Source organism: Xanthomonas fragariae, assembly GCF_017603965.1.
GTDB lineage: Bacteria > Pseudomonadota > Gammaproteobacteria > Xanthomonadales > Xanthomonadaceae > Xanthomonas > Xanthomonas fragariae_A.
In genome coordinates, this window is record NZ_CP071955.1 from 203,750 (window position 1) to 222,351 (window position 18,602).

Annotated in this window: 18 protein-coding genes, 1 other RNA gene and 4 pseudogenes; 16 read left to right on the forward strand and 7 right to left on the reverse strand. The window is 62.9% G+C overall.

Features of this window, described 5'->3' with window-relative positions; all coding sequences use genetic code 11:
• Positions 1-9: 9 nt before the first annotated feature.
• Positions 10-916 (forward strand): annotated as a pseudogene (locus tag J5I97_RS00930) (two-component sensor histidine kinase); the annotation flags it as partial.
• 35 nt (positions 917-951) lie between these two features.
• Here J5I97_RS00930 and J5I97_RS00935 read toward each other — a convergent pair.
• A complete protein-coding gene (locus J5I97_RS00935; protein ID WP_208591494.1) occupies positions 952-1,428 on the reverse strand; it encodes a tRNA (cytidine(34)-2'-O)-methyltransferase in 477 nt (158 codons plus the stop codon).
• A gap of 326 nt (positions 1,429-1,754) precedes the next feature.
• Here J5I97_RS00935 and J5I97_RS00940 point away from each other — a divergent pair, with 326 nt between their 5' ends.
• The 6 genes from J5I97_RS00940 to J5I97_RS00965 all read left to right on the forward strand — a co-directional run bounded on the left by J5I97_RS00940 (position 1,755) and on the right by J5I97_RS00965 (position 7,006).
• Positions 1,755-2,078: a DUF4156 domain-containing protein gene (locus J5I97_RS00940; protein WP_208588432.1), complete on the forward strand. Its 324-nt coding sequence runs from the start codon at positions 1,755-1,757 to the stop codon at positions 2,076-2,078.
• 100 nt (positions 2,079-2,178) lie between these two features.
• Positions 2,179-3,195: a 3-oxoacyl-ACP synthase III gene (locus tag J5I97_RS00945; RefSeq protein WP_208588434.1), complete on the forward strand. Its 1,017-nt coding sequence runs from the start codon at positions 2,179-2,181 to the stop codon at positions 3,193-3,195.
• 175 nt (positions 3,196-3,370) lie between these two features.
• Complete coding sequence (gene fic / locus J5I97_RS00950) at positions 3,371-4,489, forward strand: protein adenylyltransferase Fic (RefSeq protein ID WP_238135600.1); 1,119 nt, start codon at positions 3,371-3,373, stop codon at positions 4,487-4,489.
• A gap of 139 nt (positions 4,490-4,628) precedes the next feature.
• Positions 4,629-5,537, forward strand: coding sequence for an alpha/beta fold hydrolase (locus J5I97_RS00955; protein WP_208588436.1), 909 nt, complete (start codon positions 4,629-4,631; stop codon positions 5,535-5,537).
• Between the two features lie 6 nt (positions 5,538-5,543).
• Positions 5,544-6,014 carry a hypothetical protein gene (locus tag J5I97_RS00960; RefSeq protein ID WP_208588437.1) on the forward strand — a complete coding sequence of 157 codons (471 nt, stop codon included), beginning with the start codon at positions 5,544-5,546 and terminating at the stop codon, positions 6,012-6,014.
• Positions 5,990-7,006, forward strand: coding sequence for an IS30 family transposase (locus J5I97_RS00965; RefSeq protein WP_208586408.1), 1,017 nt, complete (start codon positions 5,990-5,992; stop codon positions 7,004-7,006). Before J5I97_RS00960 ends, J5I97_RS00965 begins: the two co-directional genes overlap by 25 nt.
• A 92-nt stretch (positions 7,007-7,098) precedes the next feature.
• Here J5I97_RS00965 and J5I97_RS00970 read toward each other — a convergent pair whose 3' ends face one another.
• Entirely contained in the window at positions 7,099-7,482 is a 384-nt protein-coding gene (locus J5I97_RS00970) for a YkgJ family cysteine cluster protein (protein ID WP_208588438.1), read from the reverse strand.
• Between the two features lie 311 nt (positions 7,483-7,793).
• Between J5I97_RS00970 and oleC the strand changes: the two genes are divergently transcribed.
• From oleC to J5I97_RS00985, 3 genes are all read left to right on the forward strand, one after another.
• Positions 7,794-9,446 carry an olefin beta-lactone synthetase gene (gene oleC / locus J5I97_RS00975; RefSeq protein WP_208588439.1) on the forward strand — a complete coding sequence of 551 codons (1,653 nt, stop codon included), beginning with the start codon at positions 7,794-7,796 and terminating at the stop codon, positions 9,444-9,446.
• A 90-nt stretch (positions 9,447-9,536) separates the two neighbouring features.
• Complete coding sequence (gene oleD, locus J5I97_RS00980; RefSeq protein ID WP_208588440.1) at positions 9,537-10,547, forward strand: 2-alkyl-3-oxoalkanoate reductase; 1,011 nt, start codon at positions 9,537-9,539, stop codon at positions 10,545-10,547.
• Between the two features lie 64 nt (positions 10,548-10,611).
• On the forward strand, positions 10,612-10,770 hold the full coding sequence (locus tag J5I97_RS00985) for a DUF1328 domain-containing protein (protein ID WP_003468167.1): 159 nt from the start codon (positions 10,612-10,614) through the stop codon (positions 10,768-10,770).
• Here the strand turns inward: J5I97_RS00985 and J5I97_RS00990 are convergent.
• Positions 10,767-11,006, reverse strand: a complete 240-nt coding sequence (locus J5I97_RS00990) for a hypothetical protein (protein ID WP_208591853.1) — start codon at positions 11,004-11,006, stop codon at positions 10,767-10,769. The two genes, J5I97_RS00985 and J5I97_RS00990, sit on opposite strands and share 4 nt — an antisense overlap.
• A pseudogene (locus tag J5I97_RS00995) lies at positions 10,983-11,477 on the reverse strand (ATP-grasp domain-containing protein); the annotation flags it as partial. The gene J5I97_RS00990 and the pseudogene J5I97_RS00995, both read right to left, overlap by 24 nt.
• On the opposite strand from J5I97_RS00995, the gene J5I97_RS01000 reads away from it, so the two are divergent.
• Positions 11,462-12,106, forward strand: coding sequence for a ubiquinone biosynthesis accessory factor UbiJ (locus J5I97_RS01000; protein WP_208588441.1), 645 nt, complete (start codon positions 11,462-11,464; stop codon positions 12,104-12,106). The pseudogene J5I97_RS00995 and the gene J5I97_RS01000 sit on opposite strands and share 16 nt — an antisense overlap.
• The gene (gene ubiB, locus J5I97_RS01005; protein WP_208588442.1) at positions 12,103-13,776 is read left to right on the forward strand and encodes a ubiquinone biosynthesis regulatory protein kinase UbiB; all 1,674 of its coding nucleotides are present in this window, start codon (positions 12,103-12,105) and stop codon (positions 13,774-13,776) included. Before J5I97_RS01000 ends, ubiB begins: the two co-directional genes overlap by 4 nt.
• Before the next feature lie 204 nt (positions 13,777-13,980).
• On the opposite strand, the gene J5I97_RS01010 is transcribed toward ubiB, so the two are convergent.
• A complete protein-coding gene (locus tag J5I97_RS01010) occupies positions 13,981-14,688 on the reverse strand; it encodes a thioredoxin family protein (RefSeq protein WP_371885904.1) in 708 nt (235 codons plus the stop codon).
• Here J5I97_RS01010 and J5I97_RS01015 point away from each other — a divergent pair.
• Positions 14,581-14,927 (forward strand): annotated as a pseudogene (locus J5I97_RS01015) (pseudouridine synthase); the annotation flags it as partial. The gene J5I97_RS01010 and the pseudogene J5I97_RS01015 overlap by 108 nt on opposite strands.
• A 54-nt stretch (positions 14,928-14,981) precedes the next feature.
• Here J5I97_RS01015 and J5I97_RS01020 read toward each other — a convergent pair.
• Positions 14,982-15,524, reverse strand: a complete 543-nt coding sequence (locus J5I97_RS01020; RefSeq protein WP_208588445.1) for a DUF2059 domain-containing protein — start codon at positions 15,522-15,524, stop codon at positions 14,982-14,984.
• 92 nt (positions 15,525-15,616) lie between these two features.
• On the opposite strand from J5I97_RS01020, the gene arfB reads away from it, so the two are divergent.
• A complete protein-coding gene (gene arfB / locus J5I97_RS01025) occupies positions 15,617-16,048 on the forward strand; it encodes an alternative ribosome rescue aminoacyl-tRNA hydrolase ArfB (protein WP_208588446.1) in 432 nt (143 codons plus the stop codon).
• A gap of 2 nt (positions 16,049-16,050) precedes the next feature.
• Positions 16,051-16,680: a lysophosphatidylcholine acyltransferase gene (locus J5I97_RS01030; protein WP_208588448.1), complete on the forward strand. Its 630-nt coding sequence runs from the start codon at positions 16,051-16,053 to the stop codon at positions 16,678-16,680.
• Between the two features lie 210 nt (positions 16,681-16,890).
• On the opposite strand, the pseudogene J5I97_RS01035 reads toward J5I97_RS01030, so the two are convergent.
• Positions 16,891-18,237 (reverse strand): annotated as a pseudogene (locus J5I97_RS01035) (IS701 family transposase).
• Positions 18,238-18,439: 202 nt separating this feature from the next.
• Here J5I97_RS01035 and J5I97_RS01040 point away from each other — a divergent pair.
• Positions 18,440-18,516: non-coding RNA, sX9 sRNA (locus tag J5I97_RS01040), on the forward strand.
• Positions 18,517-18,602: the final 86 nt, after the last annotated feature.

Consider the following 18,602-nt stretch of genomic DNA (forward strand, 5'->3'; position numbering starts at 1 on the left):
TCGTTGCTCATCCCTCGTTCGCTGTTGCGACAACTGCTGCCGAGCTGGTTGGTGAGATCGTGGCCGCCTGCGTGAGCGTTGCCACGATGTTGTACGGGTTGTACCGGCAGACCGAAGGCGTGCGGTTGGATGAAGCGCGCCAGCAATTGACTGTCCAGTGCACGCGCATCGTGCAGCGTTATGTCGGCGTAAGGACGCGGCGCGTCGTGGCGACAATAGGGGGCAAGGGCAAGGTTGGCGGCAGTGGTGGTGCAGTTGGTACTGGCCGAGGCGCCTGGCCTGGAGGGCGGTGTGTGGAACCTGGAAAAAGGTTCATTGCGTACGCCTATCCCACCTAGGACGGCAGCGATCACAAGACCGATATTCACGCGTCCGAGTGGACCACGATTGCCAGTACCGCGCGGCAAAGTGCGGTGTGCAACAAGCTCGTGCAGTTCCGCCGTGATGGTAGTCGGCAGGTGCTGTTGATCAGTGCCTGCCCGATGACGTCCGACACGGCTGCATGGATCATCTCGCGTCTGCCGGCCAGCACCTCGGATGCGTGGCTGTCGTTGGTGCTCGGCATGCTGCTGATCTTTGCGATGGTGGCGGTGTCGGCGATGTTTGCATCCCATGCAGCAGGCGCTGGCCGCCGAGACTTCAGACGCCACAGATTCCGGTCACGGGCCACCGGAACTGGATCGACTTGGCGCTGCCGTGACCGACGACACACAGGCCTCGGTGCAGACGCGTCGGCTGGCCGATGAGCTGTCGCGGCACGAAGGTCTGGCCGTTTGGGACGCATGATGGCAACGGTGGCGCACGAGATCGGCAACCAGATCAGATCGCCAGCATGCGGTTGGCGGTGGAAAACGAGATCGCGTGCCATGCCGCCACGCCGGACGATGCCGCGCATGGCGACGTGATGCTGGGGCAGTGCCTAGCAGTGACGCTGTCATTTGATCGCCAGGTTTACTGGCCGCCGTTGAAATTCCACTGCCGCCAGGCTTCGAACACCATCACCGCCACGGTGTTGGACAGATTGAGGCTGCGGTTGTCGGCGCGCATCGGCACACGTAGCCGGTGTTGCGGCGGGAGCGACTCAAGTACCTCAGCCGGCAAGCCGCGCGTTTCCGGGCCGAACAAGAACGCATCGCCATCGGCGAACTGGGGTGTGTCGTAACGCACCGTGCTACGGGTGCTCAATGCAAACACGCGTTTGGGCGCGATTGCGGCCAGTGCGCTGGGCAGGTCGGCATGCACCTGCAGTGTTGCGTATTCGTGATAGTCCAGGCCGGCGCGCTTGAGCTGTTTGTCGCTGAGGTCGAAGCCGAGCGGCTCGATCAGGTGCAGGCGCGCGCCGGTATTGGCGCACAAGCGGATCACATTGCCCGTATTGGGCGGAATTTCGGGCTGAAACAGGATGACATGGAGGACGGGTGCTGACATGCGCGCAAGTGTAGCTGCGTGTGCGCTGATGGCGGCTTTGGCCAGTGCTTCCAGTTCGAACGGTGAGGGCTGCTGCTGCGGCACCGGCAGGTTGACGAAGACCTGGACCACCAGCGCGTTTTGAAAGGAGCTTTTGCGGCGCGGAAGTGTCCGCGTCCGGACACCCGGACGGGTCGGAGAACGGCGGGCAATGCGGCAGACCGGGTATTGCGGTCGTTCTAGGCGCAGTTCAGGGCGCTGAATGGGTGTGTTGCAGGTGCAGGCCGGGCCTGATTGCGAACGGACAACTGCGGCACAATCCGGCTTTCCCTCAGGTGTTGTGACTTATGCGCGTGCTGATGCTGTCTGTTCTGGTTGCCACCACCACCACCGCGGCCTGCACCTGGGTGCCGATCGAACAAAGCGGTAAAAGTGTGCAGGTCCTGCCCGCAGGTCCTGCGCCAGCTGGATGTCAGCAGCAGGGCGAGGTGGTGGTGACGGTCGAGAGCAAGGTTGGTTTCTACAACCGCAACCCGCTGCGCGTACAGGAAGAACTGGAAACGCTGGCACGTAACGAGGCGCCGGGTGCCAATGCCAATGCGGTGCAAGCGCAGGGTGAGCCGGCCGACGGTAGCCAGCGTTTCAACGCGTTCCGCTGCCCGCCGCGCTGAACCGTTGGGCTGGCGCGCGTGCCGTAAATTGTAAAGATGCGGTAAAAGCGGCCAGCAGCTAGACTAGCGCCCCCTCGCCTGACGCCATGGCGCTACTTCGATGCTCTTCCAGAACGTCTCCATCGCGGGACTGGCGCACATTGATGCGCCGCACACGCTGACTTCCAAGGAAATCAACGAGCGCCTGCAACCGACCTACGACCGCCTCGGGATCAAGACCGATGTGTTGGGCGATGTTGCCGGTATCCATGCACGGCGCTTGTGGGACCAGGATGTCCAGGCATCGGACGCCGCCACCCAGGCCGCGCGCAAGGCATTGCTCGACGCCGGTATCGGCATCGAGAAGATCGGCCTGCTGATCAACACCTCGGTGAGCCGGGACTACCTGGAGCCGTCCACGGCCTCCATTGTGTCCGGCAACCTGGGCGTGGGCGACTACTGCGTCACCTTCGACGTGGCTAACGCCTGCCTTGCCTTCATCAGCGGCATGGACATCGCCGCGCGCATGCTGGAACGCGGCGAGATCGACTACGCGCTGGTCGTCGATGGCGAGACCGCCAACCTGGTCTACGAGAAGACTCTCGAGCGCATGACCTCGCCGGACGTCACCGAGGAAGAGTTCCGTAACGAACTGGCCGCGCTCACGCTGGGCTGCGGTGCCGCCGCCATGGTGATGGCGCGCACCGAGCTGGTGCCCGACGCGCCGCGCTACAAGGGTGGCGTGACCCGCTCGGCCACCGAGTGGAACAAGCTGTGCCGGGGCAACCTTGACCGCATGGTCACCGACACCCGCCTGCTGCTGATCGAGGGCATCAAGCTGGCGCAGAAGACCTTCGTAGCGGCCCGTCAGGTATTGGGCTGGGCGGTGGACGAGCTGGATCAATTCGTCATCCACCAGGTCAGCCGCCCCCACACCGCCGCGTTCGTGAAATCGTTCGGCATCGACCCGGCCAAGGTCATGACCATCTTCGGCGAACACGGCAACATCGGCCCGGCGTCGGTGCCGATCGTGTTGAGCAAGCTCAAGGAACTGGGCCGCCTGAAGAAGGGCGACCGGATTGCGCTGCTGGGCATTGGCTCGGGGCTGAACTGCTCGATGGCGGAAGTGGTTTGGTGAAGCGATCAGGGCTATCTCAGGGATGAGATGGCGCCCTGCTTTGGCGGGCCAATGCCAAAGCGGCAGTTGGTTACGCAAGCCGAGTTGCCGAGGGATAATCTCGTCAAGCATGAGATTTGAGTTTTTTCGACATGTCGCAGGCATCATGTCGATTCCGTCGACATGAGCGCATCGCATGGACCCCCCGCGTCCCCATAACGACCTGCCGCCGCTGCCACCTGCAGTGGAGCTTGAAACGCGGGACCTGCTCAAGGCGTGCATTGAAGCGCATAAGGCGTTGGCATCGTTGCGCCAAGCCACCGGCCATTTGCCGAACCCAGCGGTGTTGATCAACACCATTCCCATCCTGGAAGCGCAGGCGAGTTCGGAGATCGAGAACATCGTCACCACCACGGATGAGCTGTTTCGTTACGCCGAGCATCAGGACGCGGCCAATCCCGCAACGCGCGAGGCACTGCGTTATCGCACCGCATTGCAGGAGGGCTTCGTGTCCTTACGTGAGCGACCGCTCTCCACACGTACCGCAGAGATCGTTTGCACGCGTATCAAGAATGTGCAGATGCAGGTCAGGCGAGTGCCTGGCACTGCCTTGGCCAATCAGCAAACGGGCGAAGTGATTTGCACGCCTCCGGTTGGAGAGGCGGTATTACGCGAAAAGTTGGCCAATTGGGAGCGCTTTATCCATGACGCGGCTGAGATCGATCCACTGATTCGCATGGCGGTAGCGCACTATCAATTCGAAGCTATCCATCCTTTCACCGATGGCAACGGGCGTACCGGGCGTGTGCTCAACCTGTTGATGCTCGTCGAACAGGATCTGTTGGACCAGCCTGTGCTGTATCTGTCGCGTTACATCATCGAACGCAAAGCGGATTACTACCGCCTGCTGTTGTCTGTCACGCGCGATGGTGCGTGGGCAGATTGGGTCGCCTACATGTTGGATGCAGTGGCCGACACCGCCCGCTGGACCGGTTCCAAGATCGACGCCATCCGCCAATTGCATGAGCATGCGTGTGAGTGGATTCGTGCCGAACGCCCGAAAACCTACAGCCGTGAACTGGTGGACGTGCTCTTCAGCCAACCCTATTGCCGCATTCAAAACGTAGTGGATGCGGGTATTGCCAAGCGCGAAACTGCGGCGCGTTATCTACGCGAACTCGCAGATATCGGTGTGCTGCGCGAACAGCGCATGGGCAAGGAGAAACTGTTCTTGCACCCTGCATATCTGCGCCTGCTGTCCGACAATGATCACGTAGCACAACGGTATGCATCGCCGCATGGCGGCCAGCACTGATGCGCAGCGAACAACGCTTCACGCTTGCACTTAATTCTTTGATAGCGCATAGCGATATCCACAACGCCCTTCGTGCGCACGCGCCAGGCCAACGCTTGCGCCATGCGGACTCCCTCGAACTGAATCGGATGCGTTCGGCATGATTTACCCCGGCTATCCCTTCACTCCCAAGCGCCTTGAGGTGCGACCCGGCATTGCGATGTCGTATCTGGACGAAGGTCCGCGCGATGGCGAGGTGGTCGTGATGCTGCATGGCAACCCATCGTGGAGTTATCTGTGGCGACATCTGGTGGGTGGCCTGTCCGATCGCTATCGCTGCATCGTGCCCGACCATATCGGCATGGGGCTGTCCGACAAGCCGGACGATGCGCCTGACGTGCAGCCGCGTTACGACTACACGCTGCAGTCGCGCGTGGACGATCTGGACACGCTGCTGCGGCATTTGGGCATCAGCGGGCCGATCACGCTGGCGGTGCACGATTGGGGCGGCATGATCGGGTTTGGCTGGGCGTTGTCGCATCACGCGCAGGTCAAGCGGCTGGTGATCACCAACACCGCGGCGTTCCCGTTGCCTGCGGAAAAGCCGATGCCGTGGCAGATCGCGATGGGCCGGCATTGGCGGCCGGGCGAGTGGTTCATCCGCACCTTCAACGCGTTTTCGGCCGGTGCCTCATGGCTGGGCGTATCGCGGCGGATGCCGGCGGACGTGCGTCGCGCCTACGTAGCGCCGTACAACAACTGGCGCAACCGCATCTCCACCACCCGCTTCATGCAGGATATTCCGCTGTCGCCAGCCGACCAGGCCTGGTCATTATTGGAGCGCTCGGCGCAGGCGCTGCCATCGTTCGCCGATCGCCCGGTTTTCATCGCGTGGGGTCTGCGCGATATCTGCTTCGACAAGCATTTTTTGGCCGGTTTCCGCAAAGCACTGCCGAATGCCGAAGTGACTGCGTTCGAGGATGCCAATCACTATGTGCTGGAAGACAAGCGCGAGGTGCTGGTGCCGGCGATCCGTGCGTTTCTGGAGCGCAATCCGCTAAAAGGGTAATTTTTCGTGGACGACTGGTCGATATTTTTGCCGGAAATTAGTTCTCAGATGATTGTCGTCGCTCTTTCGAGCTTCTTTTTAGGAGCCCTTAGTGGTGCATTTCTTCAGCATCGCGCTAGAGCCAAACGTGCATCGGAGGCATTCACAAGCGCGTTCATTGAAGCGTTATCAGGCATGTATCCGACACCCTCGAATTGGCCTTCAGATGTCAAAGCGAGATTACGGGATGTCTATCCAAAGCTGGAGCAGGCCGTCGAGGCATTTCGGCCGCATCTTTCTTGGTGGAGGAGGCGGGCATTTGACCGCGCATGGTTCATCTACAGGCTTGGAGAGGACGGGCGAGAGATTGATGTCCAGCTCTATCATCAGTACATGGGAATCCAAGAGTCAGGACAAGCCTTCTTAGACTCAACTTCCAAGTGCAACACCCTCATAGCAAGTAAGGTATTCACATGTCAAAAAGCTATCTCCATCTGAGTGCAGAAGAGCGCGCGGTGCTGCAAATCGAAACACGGCGTGGTCAAAGCTTGCGCTCGATCTCCAGACTTCTGTGCAGAAGCCCATCGACATTGAGCAGGGAGCTGGTCAGGCAGGGCGCCACGAGCTACTGTGCGGCAGATGCGGCCAGGCGTTACAAAGCGCGGCGTCAGCGCAGTGTTCGGCGGCGTAGGCTGACCCCGGGGACGGATTTGTTCCAGCTGGTGCGTGATCATCTTGTGCTGTGGCGCTGGTCGCCCCAGCAGATTGCTGCCAAGCTCTTGATCATGCATCCGGATGATTCTGCCCAGCGCGTCAGCCACGAAACCATCTACGCAACGATCTATGCGCACCCGCGCGGTGGCCTGAAAAAGGAGCTGGTGGAGGCTTTACGCCAGGGCAAGCCTACTCGGGGATTGCGGCGTACGACCGCTGCCAAACGCACCTGGGTGCCGGAGGAACTACGCATCGTGCACCGGCCCGAAGACGTGCGACAGCGCCTGATTCCAGGTCATTGGGAAGGCGATCTGATCAAGGGCGCGTTCAATCGTTCCTGCGTTGGCACGTTGGTGGAGCGCAAGACGCGCTTTGTGGTGCTGTGCCGAATGGACGGCTGCACGGCTGCCGATGCGCTGGAAGGGTTTACCCGCCAGATGAAAAGGCTTCCCGCTTCGATGCGAACGAGCTTGACCTATGATCGCGGGACCGAACTGACGTGTTATGCCGAGCTGATGCAGGGACTGAACATCAATGTGTGGTTTGCCGATCCACACGCGCCTTGGCAGCGCGGAAGCAACGAAAACACCAATGGCCTACTTCGCCAGTTCTTGCCCAAGGGTGCGGATCTGTCCACCGTCAGTCAGGAGTACCTCAATCACATCGCATTACTGATGAACACCCGTCCACGCGAGACGTTGGGATGGAAAACGCCGAGCGAGGCGATGGAGCATGAACTGGCAACTTTCAAATCACGTGTTGCACTTGAATCTTGAGACCACCCTTCATAAATCCTCAAAGAATGCTTCAAAAAAATGTTCTTCGCCTTCTCGCATTTGCGGAAAAAGCTTGAACCTTCAAAAGCGAACTACAGCGGCGGCAGCGGATTGCGCTGTGCGTCGTCCACCCCGACCCAATCGGTTTCGGTAAGCGCGTGCAGGCAATGCGCCAATCGCGACTTGTCGCATTGCGCGCTGCGCTTCCCAAACTCCAGCGAGGCCGGCACGGCGGCGCAGGACGAGGGGCGGCGGTCATGGATGCTGCAGCGGCTGTAGCGGCCGATGTCCGCGTCCAGCGCGATGCACCGCGGCTGCGATTGCGAGGTGCCGCGCATGACGCGCTCGTGCGTGCGCAGCGCGTCGGTCAGCTCGATCGGCACCCTGCCGCCCAATACGGGGTCGGCTTCGCTCCAGTGGAAACTGACGCGGAAGTAGGCGCAGCAGGCGCCGCAGGTAAGGCAGGGGTGTGCCATGGAATGCCGGGCCTTGCGCGGCGAAACAATGTGGAGAGCGCGGCATTCTGACCGAACCACGGTGCGATACAAGTGGCACGGACGCGCGCCGATTAGCGGTTCATCTGCGCAGGTCGGGCAAGCGCATGTACGCGATGGGGAGCGAGTCGCACGTTGTGCAGAGCGTGTCGCGCTAACGCCGCGCAGCCTCGTTATGGCCGAATGGCGCCGAATCAAAGCGATATCGGGAACGGTGCACTCAATCGCGCGCGTGACTTTTTGAAAGTGGCGCAAGCGGCCGGCGCCACCGACGCATGGGTGATAATGCGGCAATGACGACTCTCTGCAATATCGCCGCCACCCTGCCACAGCTGGCGCGCGAGCGCCCCGATCAGATCGCCATCCGCTGCCCGGGCCGTCGTGCCGCCAACGGATTCGCTGCCTACGATGTGACCTTGAGCTATGCCGAGCTGGATGCGCGCAGCGATGCGATCGCCGCCGGATTGACAGTGCACGGCATCGGACGTGGTGCGCGCGCAGTGGTGATGGTGCGGCCGTCGCCGGAGTTCTTCCTGCTGATGTTTGCGTTGTTCAAAGCCGGTGCGGTGCCCGTGCTGGTGGATCCGGGCATCGACAGGCGCGCGCTCAAGCAATGCCTGGACGAAGCGCAGCCGCAGGCATTTATCGGCATTCCACTCGCGCAGCTGGCGCGTCGCTTGTTGCGCTGGGCGCGCTCTGCCAGTCAGATCGTCACCGTCGGTGGCCACTATGGGTGGGGCGGGGTGACCCTGGCACGCATGGAGCACGATGGCGCAGGCGCCGGCAGCCAGCTGGCCGACACTGGGCCCGACGACATGGCCGCGATCCTATTCACCAGTGGCTCGACCGGTGTGCCCAAGGGCGTGGTGTATCGGCACCGGCATTTCGTCGGGCAGATCGAATTGCTGCGCAATGCCTTCGACATGCAGCCCGGCGGTGTGGATCTGCCGACGTTCCCGCCGTTCGCTTTGTTCGATCCGGCATTGGGGCTGACCTCGGTGATTCCGGACATGGATCCAACCCGCCCGGCTACGGCCGATCCGCGCAAATTGCACGATGCGATCGATCGCTTCGGGGTGACGCAGTTGTTCGGCTCGCCGGCGTTGATGCGGGTACTGGCCGACTATGGCCAGCCGTTGCCCAACGTGCGTCTGGCCACCTCGGCCGGTGCGCCGGTGCCACCGGACGTGGTGGCCAAGATCCGCGCGCTGTTGCCGGCAGATGCGCAGTTCTGGACACCGTATGGCGCCACCGAGTGTTTGCCGGTGGCAGCGATCGAAGGACGCACGCTGGATGCCACCCGCGCTGCCACCGAGGCAGGTGCGGGCACTTGCGTGGGGCAGGTGGTGCCGCCGAACGAGGTACGCATCATTGCCATCGACGATGCGGCCATTCCCGACTGGAGCGGCACGCGCGTGCTGGCGGTGGGCGAGGTCGGTGAGATCACCGTCGCCGGCCCTACCACCACCGATACCTATTTCAACCGCGATGCGGTCACGCGCATCGCCAAGATCCGCGAACGCAGCGCCGATGGCAGCGAACGCATCGTGCACCGCATGGGCGATGTCGGCTATTTCGATGCCGATGGGCGGCTATGGTTCTGCGGGCGCAAAACGCACCGCGTGGAAACCGCCACCGGCCCGCTGTACACCGAGCAGGTGGAGCCAGTGTTCAACATGCATCCGCAAGTGCGGCGCACCGCGTTAGTTGGAGTGGGCGCGCCCGGACAACAGCTGCCGGTGCTATGCGTGGAGCTGCAACCGGGCGTGTCCGCATCGGTATTTGCGGAAGTGGAAACTGTGTTGCGCGCACTGGGCGCAGCGCATCGGCACACTGCTGGTATCGGGCGTTTTTTGCGCCACACCGGCTTTCCTGTGGATATCCGTCACAACGCCAAGATTGGCCGCGAAACGCTGGCGGTCTGGGCGGCGCAGCAGCGTGATTGATCTGCTGCTGCAGGCTGCGCATGCATGCGGTCGCGTCGCCAATCTCGGTTGCGCCCGTTATCGTGTGCGTCCTTGCGATGGAGGTGGTGTGTGCGAATCCTGGTAACCGGCGGTGGCGGCTTTCTCGGCCAGGCGTTGTGCCGCGGACTGCGCGCGCGCGGGCATGAGGTGGTGAGCTTCCAGCGCGGCGATTACCCGATCCTGCTAAGCCTGGGTGTGGACCAGATTCGTGGCGATCTGGCCGATCCGCAGGCGGTGCTGCATGCCTTCGCCGGTGTCGATGCGGTGTTCCACAATGCCGCCAAGGCCGGTGCGTGGGGCAGTTACGACAGCTATCACCAGGCCAATGTGGTGGGTACGCAGAACGTGCTCGATGCGTGCCGTGCGAATGGCGTGCAGCGGCTGATCTACACCTCTACGCCCAGCGTCACCCACCGTGCCACCCATCCGGTGGAAGGTCTTGGTGCCGACGAAGTGCCATATGGCCAAGACCTGCGCGCGGCGTATGCGGCAACCAAGGCGATCGCCGAGCGTGCGGTGCTGGCGGCCAACGATGCGCAGTTGGCGACGGTGGCGTTGCGTCCGCGTTTGATCTGGGGGCCGGGCGACAATCATCTGTTGCCGCGTCTTGCCGCGCGCGCGCGCGCCGGGCGGCTACGCATGGTGGGCGACGGTAGCAACCTGGTCGACAGCACCTACATCGACAACGCTGCGCAAGCGCATTTCGATGCGTTCGAGCATCTTGCACCGGGCGCCGCATGCGCAGGCAAGGCGTACTTCATTTCCAATGGCGAACCGTTGCCGATGCGCGAGTTGCTCAATCGCTTGCTCGCTGCGGTGGACACGCCGGCAGTAACGCGCTCGTTGTCGTTCAAGACGGCATATCGCATCGGTGCGGTTTGCGAAACGTTGTGGCCACTGTTGCGTCTGCCAGGAGAAGTGCCGTTGACGCGTTTTCTGGTGGAACAGCTGTGTACGCCGCATTGGTACAGCATGGAACCGGCACGCCGTGACTTCGGCTATGTGCCGCAGATCAGCATCGAAGAGGGGCTGCAACGGCTGCGATCCTCATCTTCCAACCACATCGCCATCACCCGGTAAAGACCGCTGTCTCTTCAAGATACGTCTGCGCCGATTTGGCACCACACCTTCTGGATACCTTGCCATGCTGCATTACGCCATCATCTTTTTCGTCATCGCTATCATCGCCGCTGTGCTGGGCTTCAGTGGTATCGCCGGTGCGGCGACCAACATCGCCTGGATCCTGTTCGTGGTGTTCCTGATCCTGGCAGTGATCTCGATGTTCCGTCGCGGCAAGGTTTAACGCCCAAGCTGCGATACGTTACGGCAGCGGCGCTGCCGGTCGGCGCTCACATGGCCCGCTTCCGCAAGGAGGCGGGCCATGTGCGTTGTGGCGGTTTGCATCGGATTTTTCACGGGTGACAGCAGATTCTCCGGCACAACGTGCGCAAAGCGTTCGGTCAGCCATGCAAAGTTCGGATTGGCGCATGCCGCGCTTTGACCCAGTGCGACCAACAGGCCATCGGCCGGGTTGATCACGATGCGGCCATCGGCGCATGCAAACACGTCCACACGCGCCATGCCGGCGCAGTCCAGTGCACGGCGATCTGCTGGATGCGCTGCTGCATCTGCGCGTGGATATCAGCCGGGATCAAGATATCGGCGCCGTGCTCGCTGATGTACTTGGTCTGGTACGAATAGAACGCGTCATGCACGACCACTTCACAGCACATGCTCGCCTGTGGCATGGCGTTGCCCAGCCACCGCGCATTCGATCTCGCGCACGACAATCGCCGCTTCCACCAGCATCTTGTGGTCGTGGGCCAAGGCCAATGCGAGCACGGCGGCAAACGCGTCGGCCGTACGCAGCTAGCTGACGCCTGACGACGAGCCCTGGTTGGCCGGTTTGACGAACAGAGGCAAACTCAACTGCGCGATCAGCGCATGCACGTCCGTCAAACAGCTGCGACATGCAGGGGCGGTAGAATGCGCGCATGCCCGGATCACTCTTCAACTCACTCAAGCCGCTCGCCGGCCAAGCCCTGCAGGCGGCGCTCAACCGTGTCCTGGCGTTGGACCCGGATACCCGCGATGCCCTGCTGCCGCTGGAAGGGCAACGCATCGCGCTGACGTTGGAGGCGCCGGCCCTGGCCCTGCAGATCCGCGTGCACGAGCGTCGGTTGCTGGTCGGCCCGGTGGACCAGGCGCACGAGCCGGACCTGGCTGTACGCAGCAGCCTGGCCGGCTTGCTCGGGCAGCTGCCGTTTCTGGTCAACGCGCGCCGCCCCGGCGCGCCGGCCGGCCGGCTCAAGGTCTCCGGCGATGCGGAGCTGGCACGCCGGCTGCAGCAACTGGCCGGCCGCTTCGATCCGGATTGGCAGCTGCCGTTCGTGGCGGTGTTCGGCGAGATGCTCGGCGTGCAGGTCGCCAGTGCGGTGCGTGCAGCGTTGCAGCAGGCGCGTCGCAGCGCGGTGGATCTGGCGCAGACTGCGGCCGAATTCGTCACCGAAGAATCGCGCGATGTGGTGCCACGCGCCGAACTTGAGGCCTTCTACGACGATGTCGACGAGCTGCGCGACGACGTCGAACGGCTGGCCGCACGTATCACCCGGCTACGCGCTGCCGCAGGTGCGCCATGAAGGCGCTCCTGCGCGCCAGCCGCATCGGCCGGGTGATCCTGCGCTATCGCCTGGACGACCTGTTGCAAGGCACCTCGGCCGAGCGCTGGCTGCGCTTGGCCAAGCCGTTCGTGCCGCGCGCCAGCGCCGAAATCGCTGCGCAATCGCGTGGTGCGCGCTTGCGGCTGGCGTTGGAGGAGCTGGGCCCGATCTTCGTTAAGTTCGGCCAGATCCTGTCGACCCGGCGCGATCTGATTCCCGCCGATGTCGCCGAAGAACTCACCTTGCTGCAGGACCGGGTTAAACCGTTCGATGGCAAGGCGGCGCGGCTGATCGTGGAGCGCGCGCTGGGTCTGCCGATCAGCGTGGCATTTGCCGCGTTCGATACGGTGCCACTGGCGTCTGCCTCGATCGCACAGGTGCACGCCGCTACGCTGCCACCGGACGTCAACGGCATGCGCCGCGAAGTAGTGGTCAAGGTATTGCGCCCGGACATCGAGCGCCAGATCGACGCCGATATCACGCTGCTGCATTCGCTGGCCACTCTGGTCGAGCGCACCCACTCGCATGCGGACAAGATCCGTCCGCGCGAAGTGGTGGCCGAGATCGAAGGCACCTTGTCGGCCGAACTCGATCTGCAGCGCGAAGGCGCCAACGCCAGCGTGCTGCGCCGTTTCTGGGAAGGTTCGGACGATCTGTACGTGCCGGAAGTGATCTGGTCGCACACCGCCGAGCGTGCGCTGACGTTGGAGCGCGTGTACGGCATTCCGTCCGACGACATCGCCAAGCTCGATGCTGCCGGTATCGATCGCAAGGCGCTCGCGGCCAAGGGCGTGCGCGTGTTCTATACGCAGGTGTTCCGCGACAACTTCTTCCATGCCGATGCGCACGCCGGCAACATCTGGGTCGATTCGGACCCGGAGCGCCGCCTCAATCCACGCTTTATCGCGCTGGATTTCGGCATCATGGGCCAGCTCTCGCAGGAAGATCAGTACTACCTGGCGGAGAATTTCATGGCGATCTTCCACAAGGATTATCGCCGCATTGCCGAGCTGCACGTGGAGGCGGGCTGGATGCCGAACAACGTGCGCATCGACGAACTGGAAGCGGCCGCGCGCTCGGTGTGCGAGCCGTATTTCACTAGGCCGTTGTCGGAAATTTCGCTGGCCGAAGTGCTGATCAAGTTGTTCCGCGTCGCGCAGCGCTACGAACTGACGCTGCAGCCGCAGCTGATCCTGTTGCAGAAAACGCTGTTGAATATCGAAGGTGTGGGTCGTCAGCTCGATCCCAGCCTGGATATCTGGGCGGTGGCGCGGCCGGTGCTCGAACGCATCCTGCGCGAGCGCTACAGCCCGTGGCGCGTGCTTGGCGAACTGCGCAAGCGGCTGCCGGAAATCATGACCCACGCGCCGGACATGCCGCGCCTGGTGCACAGCTGGTTGAAGCAGCAGGTGGAAGGCCGCCATCAGGTGGACATCCGCTCGGCCGAACTGCACGCGCTGGACCTGAGCCTGCGCAAGCTGCAGACGCGCGTGGTCACCGCCATCACCGGCAGCGGCCTACTGGTGGTCGCCGCGGTGCTGTACGGGCTGCATCCGGATGGCTGGTATCTGGGCACGGTGCCGGTGTGGAGTTGGGTCGGTGGCGCGGCCGGCTCGGTGGCCTTGCTGGTTGCTTGGCTGCGTCGTTAGGCACGGCCATGCGCAATGGAGCCGACGCAGCCAGGGGGCGGCCAAGCGAGGAAAACGAATTGGCCCGTTTCGGCAGGCAACGACAACGATATGCAGCAACACGCGCGTGATCAGCGCATGCTCATCACCCCCGATACCGGCGCGTTGCTGGCGGCCCGCGGCGCCGCCTGAGCGCACACCGCAGACCATGCATACGGACCTGCGTCAGGGGGCGTGGTTGGCGTGCGCCACGTGGTCGAAGAACTGGTAGATGCCGTCGTCGCTCATCTTGCGCGCGTTGGCCAGCTCGCCGGCACGTGTGGTGTACAGCAGCTTGCCTGCGGGCGAGATCACCACCGCGGCGGGAATGCCTTTCTGGATCGGGTCGCCATAGCGCTGGCTGATGTCCAGGTTGTGGTCGAAATTACCCACGTCCACCTTCACCACCACGAACGACTTGCTGATCAACGGCGCATTTTTCGCGGTGTGCAGCGAGGTGTCCAGCGCCCGGCAGTCGTGGCACCAGTTGGCGCCGAAGATTACCAGGGTGGGTTTGTGCGCTTTCTTGGCGGCCGCCAGCGCATGGCGCAGTTGCGCGCTCGCATCGGCGTGTTCGTCGTAGGGCAGATCCACGGCGTGGCCCAGCGGAACAACCGTCAGCAGGCAGAGCAGGAGCCAGGTGCGCATAGAGGCACTTCCTTGATGGGAAACCGGCATGCTCTGCCAGCCGCCTGGCGCGGTCAACGGGCAGGTGAGCGCAGCGACGCAGTGGCATGCGGTGTCAGCGACACGGATAATCCGCCGGTGAGCACATCCCCAAAGCATTTGCTGATTCTCTACCAGGACGACGTCCTGGCCGTCGTCGACAAACCCGCAGGCCCGATGGTCCACGACAGCAAGCTGGCACGCGGGGAAGACGACTTTCTTGCCCACCGTATGCGCAGGCAACTGGGCCGGTCGATCTTTCTGGCGCACCGGCTCGATCGCGCTACCAGTGGCGGTGCGTCGCGGCTGGCCGGTCGAGGAGCGCTTTATCGTCGACCACGACCTGGATGGCGGTCCAGGCACACCGGTCGAGAAGCCGGCAGTGGCGCACTTCCAGCCCCTGGCCACCGGTGAGCTGGAGATTCCTTGGCACCAGTTTTGCCGCCTCTGGCTACGCGCTGGAGAGGAGCTGATCCGCATTCGATCTACTACCCCAATCCCGATTCCCGAATTCCAGCTCTTCAGGGCTTCTGCGCCGCCGCAGGCTCATTGACGATCTTCTCCAGATCCTTCTGCAGATCCGCAAACATCGGCAGCATCTTTTGCTGGATCGCGCCCATCAGGTTCTGGGTCAGCGCCGGGGTCTTGTCGAGCAGGCGCTGGCCGGCCGAGCTCTCGTAGAACTCGGCCATGGCCAGCACGTCCTCGCGCGAGAACGAGCGCTTGTAGATGTCCACATACATTGGGCGCAGCTCCGACCACGATAGTGCTTTGCGCACGGTCTGGCGGGTACGTTCCTGGATACGCTGCAATTGCGCCTGTTGCGCGCTATTGAGCTGGCGTTGCGCGGTGAGCTGAGCGAATTGTTGCTGCTGCATCGCTTCGACCTGCGGCAGCATCGTATCCAGCATGGTCTGCGCGCGTGAGGCGGCCAGCAAACGGTTGATCTCGGCATCGCTGGGCGCCTGTGCGAACGCGGCGGGCGTGGCGATCGCCAGCGCGGCCAGCAAGAACAGACGGCGCGCGCGCGCGCGGGCGGCGGCAACGGAGCGGGGGAGTGGCATCGGAGCATCTGCGCAGTCGGGGAAACGGCAGCAGCATACGGGAGGCCGGCGTTTTCGCGCGCGTCCACGCCGCTGCCGATACAATTGAGCGTATGCCAAGCGACCCGATCCAGATCTCCCCCAGCCTGACGATTCCGCCCAGCGAGATCGTCGAACGCTTCGTGCGCGCTAGCGGCGCGGGCGGGCAGAACGTCAACAAGGTCTCCACTGCAGTGGAGCTGCGTTTCGACGTGGCCGGATCGCCGACGCTGCCCGAATCCTTGCGCACGCGCCTGCTGTCGCGGCGCGACCGCCGCATGACCGCCGACGGCGTGCTGGTGATCGATGCGCAGCGCTTCCGTACCCAGGACCGCAACCGCGACGATGCGCGCGAGCGGTTGTTCGAGATCATCAGCGCGTGCCTGTCGGTGCCCAAGCGCCGGGTCGCCACCAAACCGAGTCATGGTGCCAAGCTGCGGCGGCTGGATGCCAAGCGTGAGCGCAGCCATATTAAGCGTGGACGCTCTGCGTCCCACTGGGAGTAAGCGTGAGTCACACCGACCCGTCGTTGCCACCGGTAACACAGGCCAACATCCTGCTACAGCCATCCCCGCCCAACATGCCGCAAGCCCACGGTCGCTTCGGCCGTTGGTTTGGCCGCACCGCGCTCCGCCTGACTGGCTGGCGCCTGGTCGGGCGGCTGCCCGACGAACCCAAGCTGGTGATGATCGTCGCCCCGCATTCGTCCAACTGGGACGGATTTGTCGGCTTTGCGGCCAAGTTCGCGCTCGGCTTCGAGGTGCGTGTGCTGGGCAAGTCGCAATTGTTCTGGTGGCCGCTTGGCCCGCTGCTGCGCAAGCTCGGCGCTATCCCCCTGGACCGCAGCTCGCCGCAGGGCACCATCGGCCAGGCGGTGCGGCTGATCCGCAATTCCGAACAGATGTGGTACGTGATCACTCCCGAAGGCACGCGCAAGCGCGTGGAGCAGTGGAAGGCTGGCTTCTGGAAGATCGCCTCCGATTCCAAGGTACCGATCCTGCCGGTATATTTCGATTATCCCAGTAAGACCGTGGGCATCGGCGAGCCGTTCTGGACCGGGAGCGACATGGCAGCCGATATCGCCGCCATTCGCACCTGGTACCGGCCCTGGCGCGGCAAGCATCGCGATACGCTTTGAAGGAAGGCGTTGTCGAGCGGCCTAAACGCCGCTCGACAACGGCTCGAACAGGTATCGGGTGGTTGGCTGGCCGAGCGCAGGAAAGCGGTGCCGCGCATGCAGCCGATGCGCAGCGCCAGCTGTGCCGCCAGAGCCAGTCATGCACTTTGGAAAAGCACGGAGGCGTTAGTCCTACTGTGTCATTAAATCCGCAGATGCGGAGGCATCCCGTCAAATAGTGCCGCTGCGATGTCCATGGCGATTGTCCAGCGCAGCGTCGCGATCGAGTCGCTCGCGTGGCGCTGGGCGCGCGATTGCCTTGCCGCGCGGTCGGTAATTCTCGGGTAAGGGAGATTCCGCGCATTCCGAGGGTTTTTTTTGATGCGCCCCGCGCAAGCGTTCAGCAACCAGGTACCCATAGGCAGCGATGCATAACCTCGCGTGATGATGGAAGCCCCGCCAGCCACGGCCTTGGTAGTGATCCAGGCCAAATTCCTGTTTCAGATCCTGATAATCGCGTTCAATCCGCCAGCGCGCCTTGACCGTCCTTACCAGATCCTTGCGCGGCGTGTTTACCGGCAGGTTGGACAGAAAGTATCGGGTCGGCCTGTCTTGGCCTTTGGGCCATTCGATCAACAGCCATTCCTCCTGACGCAAGCGATCACCTTGTGCTGCACGTACGCGTACGGCGGCGAAACGTCCCGACAACGGTGCGTTGCTGCCTTCCCGCCACGCGACTGTCCTGAAGGCGCGGGAGGGTAACGACAGCGCCAGCGCTTGCACCGACTGTGGCTGATGGTCGGCTGTACGACGATGGCGAACCGGAGGTCGGCCTTGGCCTTTCCACGCCGCCGGCGATTCGGGCCTTTGTCCGGGCGGCCAGACTTTCACGCTCGACACGATTCCCACCGCATAGTTCAGTTCCAAGCAAGCCAGCGCGTCACGCCAGGCCGTATTGCTGCCATAGGCTGCATCGGCCAACACCGTGCCGCGCGCCACTCCCGTGGCATGGGCTGCTTTCATCTGCGCCAGTGCGATCTGCGGTTTGGTCGCGAACTCAATCTCGTGGGGAATTCCCGCTTTTCCCCGGCGTGCTGCATCGCTGGCCCAGTCTTCAGGCAGATACAGCCTGAAAGCGATCGGAATGCTCGCTGCCGGCGTCGCCAACGATACGCTCACGGCCACCTGGCAATTGTCCTGCTTGCCGATCTCGCCGCAGTACTATCAGGCCACACCGACCGAATGCCTGCCCTTCTTGCGAAAACCCGTGTCGTCCACGATCCAGTACACCTCGTCTTTCAAATCCAGCAGCGACGAAACGTACTGACGAACCCGCTCCAACATGGCCGCATCGGACCACTCTGATTTGGCCACGAAGTGGTGCAAGGCTTGATGGCGAGCCCTGGTTCGAAGCGGATCCAGATGAGCAGCCAGGGGCTCAACACTCTTGCGCTCCAAAGGCAGCATCAACGCACTGCAATCGCCTCGCAGGCCCGCAGTGCGGTCAGCATGACCGAGCGCAGCGGAGAGTTCATCGAGATAAGCGGAGAAACGCGCTTTGTTGCTGACTGCGGCCATCACGATCCCGCCGTGGGAGAGACTGCTTGCAGAATAACCTATTTATGACACAGTAGGATTAGAGAACCTCTGAACAACTCCTCCTGGCTGCGCAACACTACACACCTACGTTGAGGAGTGATCCATGCAACTGACGTTTAGAGTGGCTAACAAAACGACTGCGTTCACCGCCAGGCGGGCGCGGCCGGTGCTCGGAATCGGCATGTACAACGCGTACACTCCGGTTCCTCCGCGCCGTCCGCACCCACCTGACGACTGCCTCGCTACGTTGTGTTAGCCGCTCTTACGTGATGCCGAGGGTCTTGGCAAGTGCAAGCAGCCCTGCCGTGAGATCTTCCTGGCCGAGATGGAACAGGTGGTGCCGT

Coding starts and splice junctions, on each gene's coding strand:
- J5I97_RS00935 (WP_208591494.1), bottom strand. CDS start 1,428: ATGTCAGCACCCGTCCTCCATGTCATCCTGTTTCAGCCCGAAATTCCG.
- J5I97_RS00940 (WP_208588432.1), top strand. CDS start 1,755: ATGCGCGTGCTGATGCTGTCTGTTCTGGTTGCCACCACCACCACCGCG.
- J5I97_RS00945 (WP_208588434.1), top strand. CDS start 2,179: ATGCTCTTCCAGAACGTCTCCATCGCGGGACTGGCGCACATTGATGCG.
- fic (WP_238135600.1), top strand. CDS start 3,371: ATGGACCCCCCGCGTCCCCATAACGACCTGCCGCCGCTGCCACCTGCA.
- J5I97_RS00955 (WP_208588436.1), top strand. CDS start 4,629: ATGATTTACCCCGGCTATCCCTTCACTCCCAAGCGCCTTGAGGTGCGA.
- J5I97_RS00965 (WP_208586408.1), top strand. CDS start 5,990: ATGTCAAAAAGCTATCTCCATCTGAGTGCAGAAGAGCGCGCGGTGCTG.
- J5I97_RS00970 (WP_208588438.1), bottom strand. CDS start 7,482: ATGGCACACCCCTGCCTTACCTGCGGCGCCTGCTGCGCCTACTTCCGC.
- oleC (WP_208588439.1), top strand. CDS start 7,794: ATGACGACTCTCTGCAATATCGCCGCCACCCTGCCACAGCTGGCGCGC.
- J5I97_RS00985 (WP_003468167.1), top strand. CDS start 10,612: ATGCTGCATTACGCCATCATCTTTTTCGTCATCGCTATCATCGCCGCT.
- J5I97_RS01000 (WP_208588441.1), top strand. CDS start 11,462: ATGCCCGGATCACTCTTCAACTCACTCAAGCCGCTCGCCGGCCAAGCC.
- ubiB (WP_208588442.1), top strand. CDS start 12,103: ATGAAGGCGCTCCTGCGCGCCAGCCGCATCGGCCGGGTGATCCTGCGC.
- J5I97_RS01020 (WP_208588445.1), bottom strand. CDS start 15,524: ATGCCACTCCCCCGCTCCGTTGCCGCCGCCCGCGCGCGCGCGCGCCGT.
- arfB (WP_208588446.1), top strand. CDS start 15,617: ATGCCAAGCGACCCGATCCAGATCTCCCCCAGCCTGACGATTCCGCCC.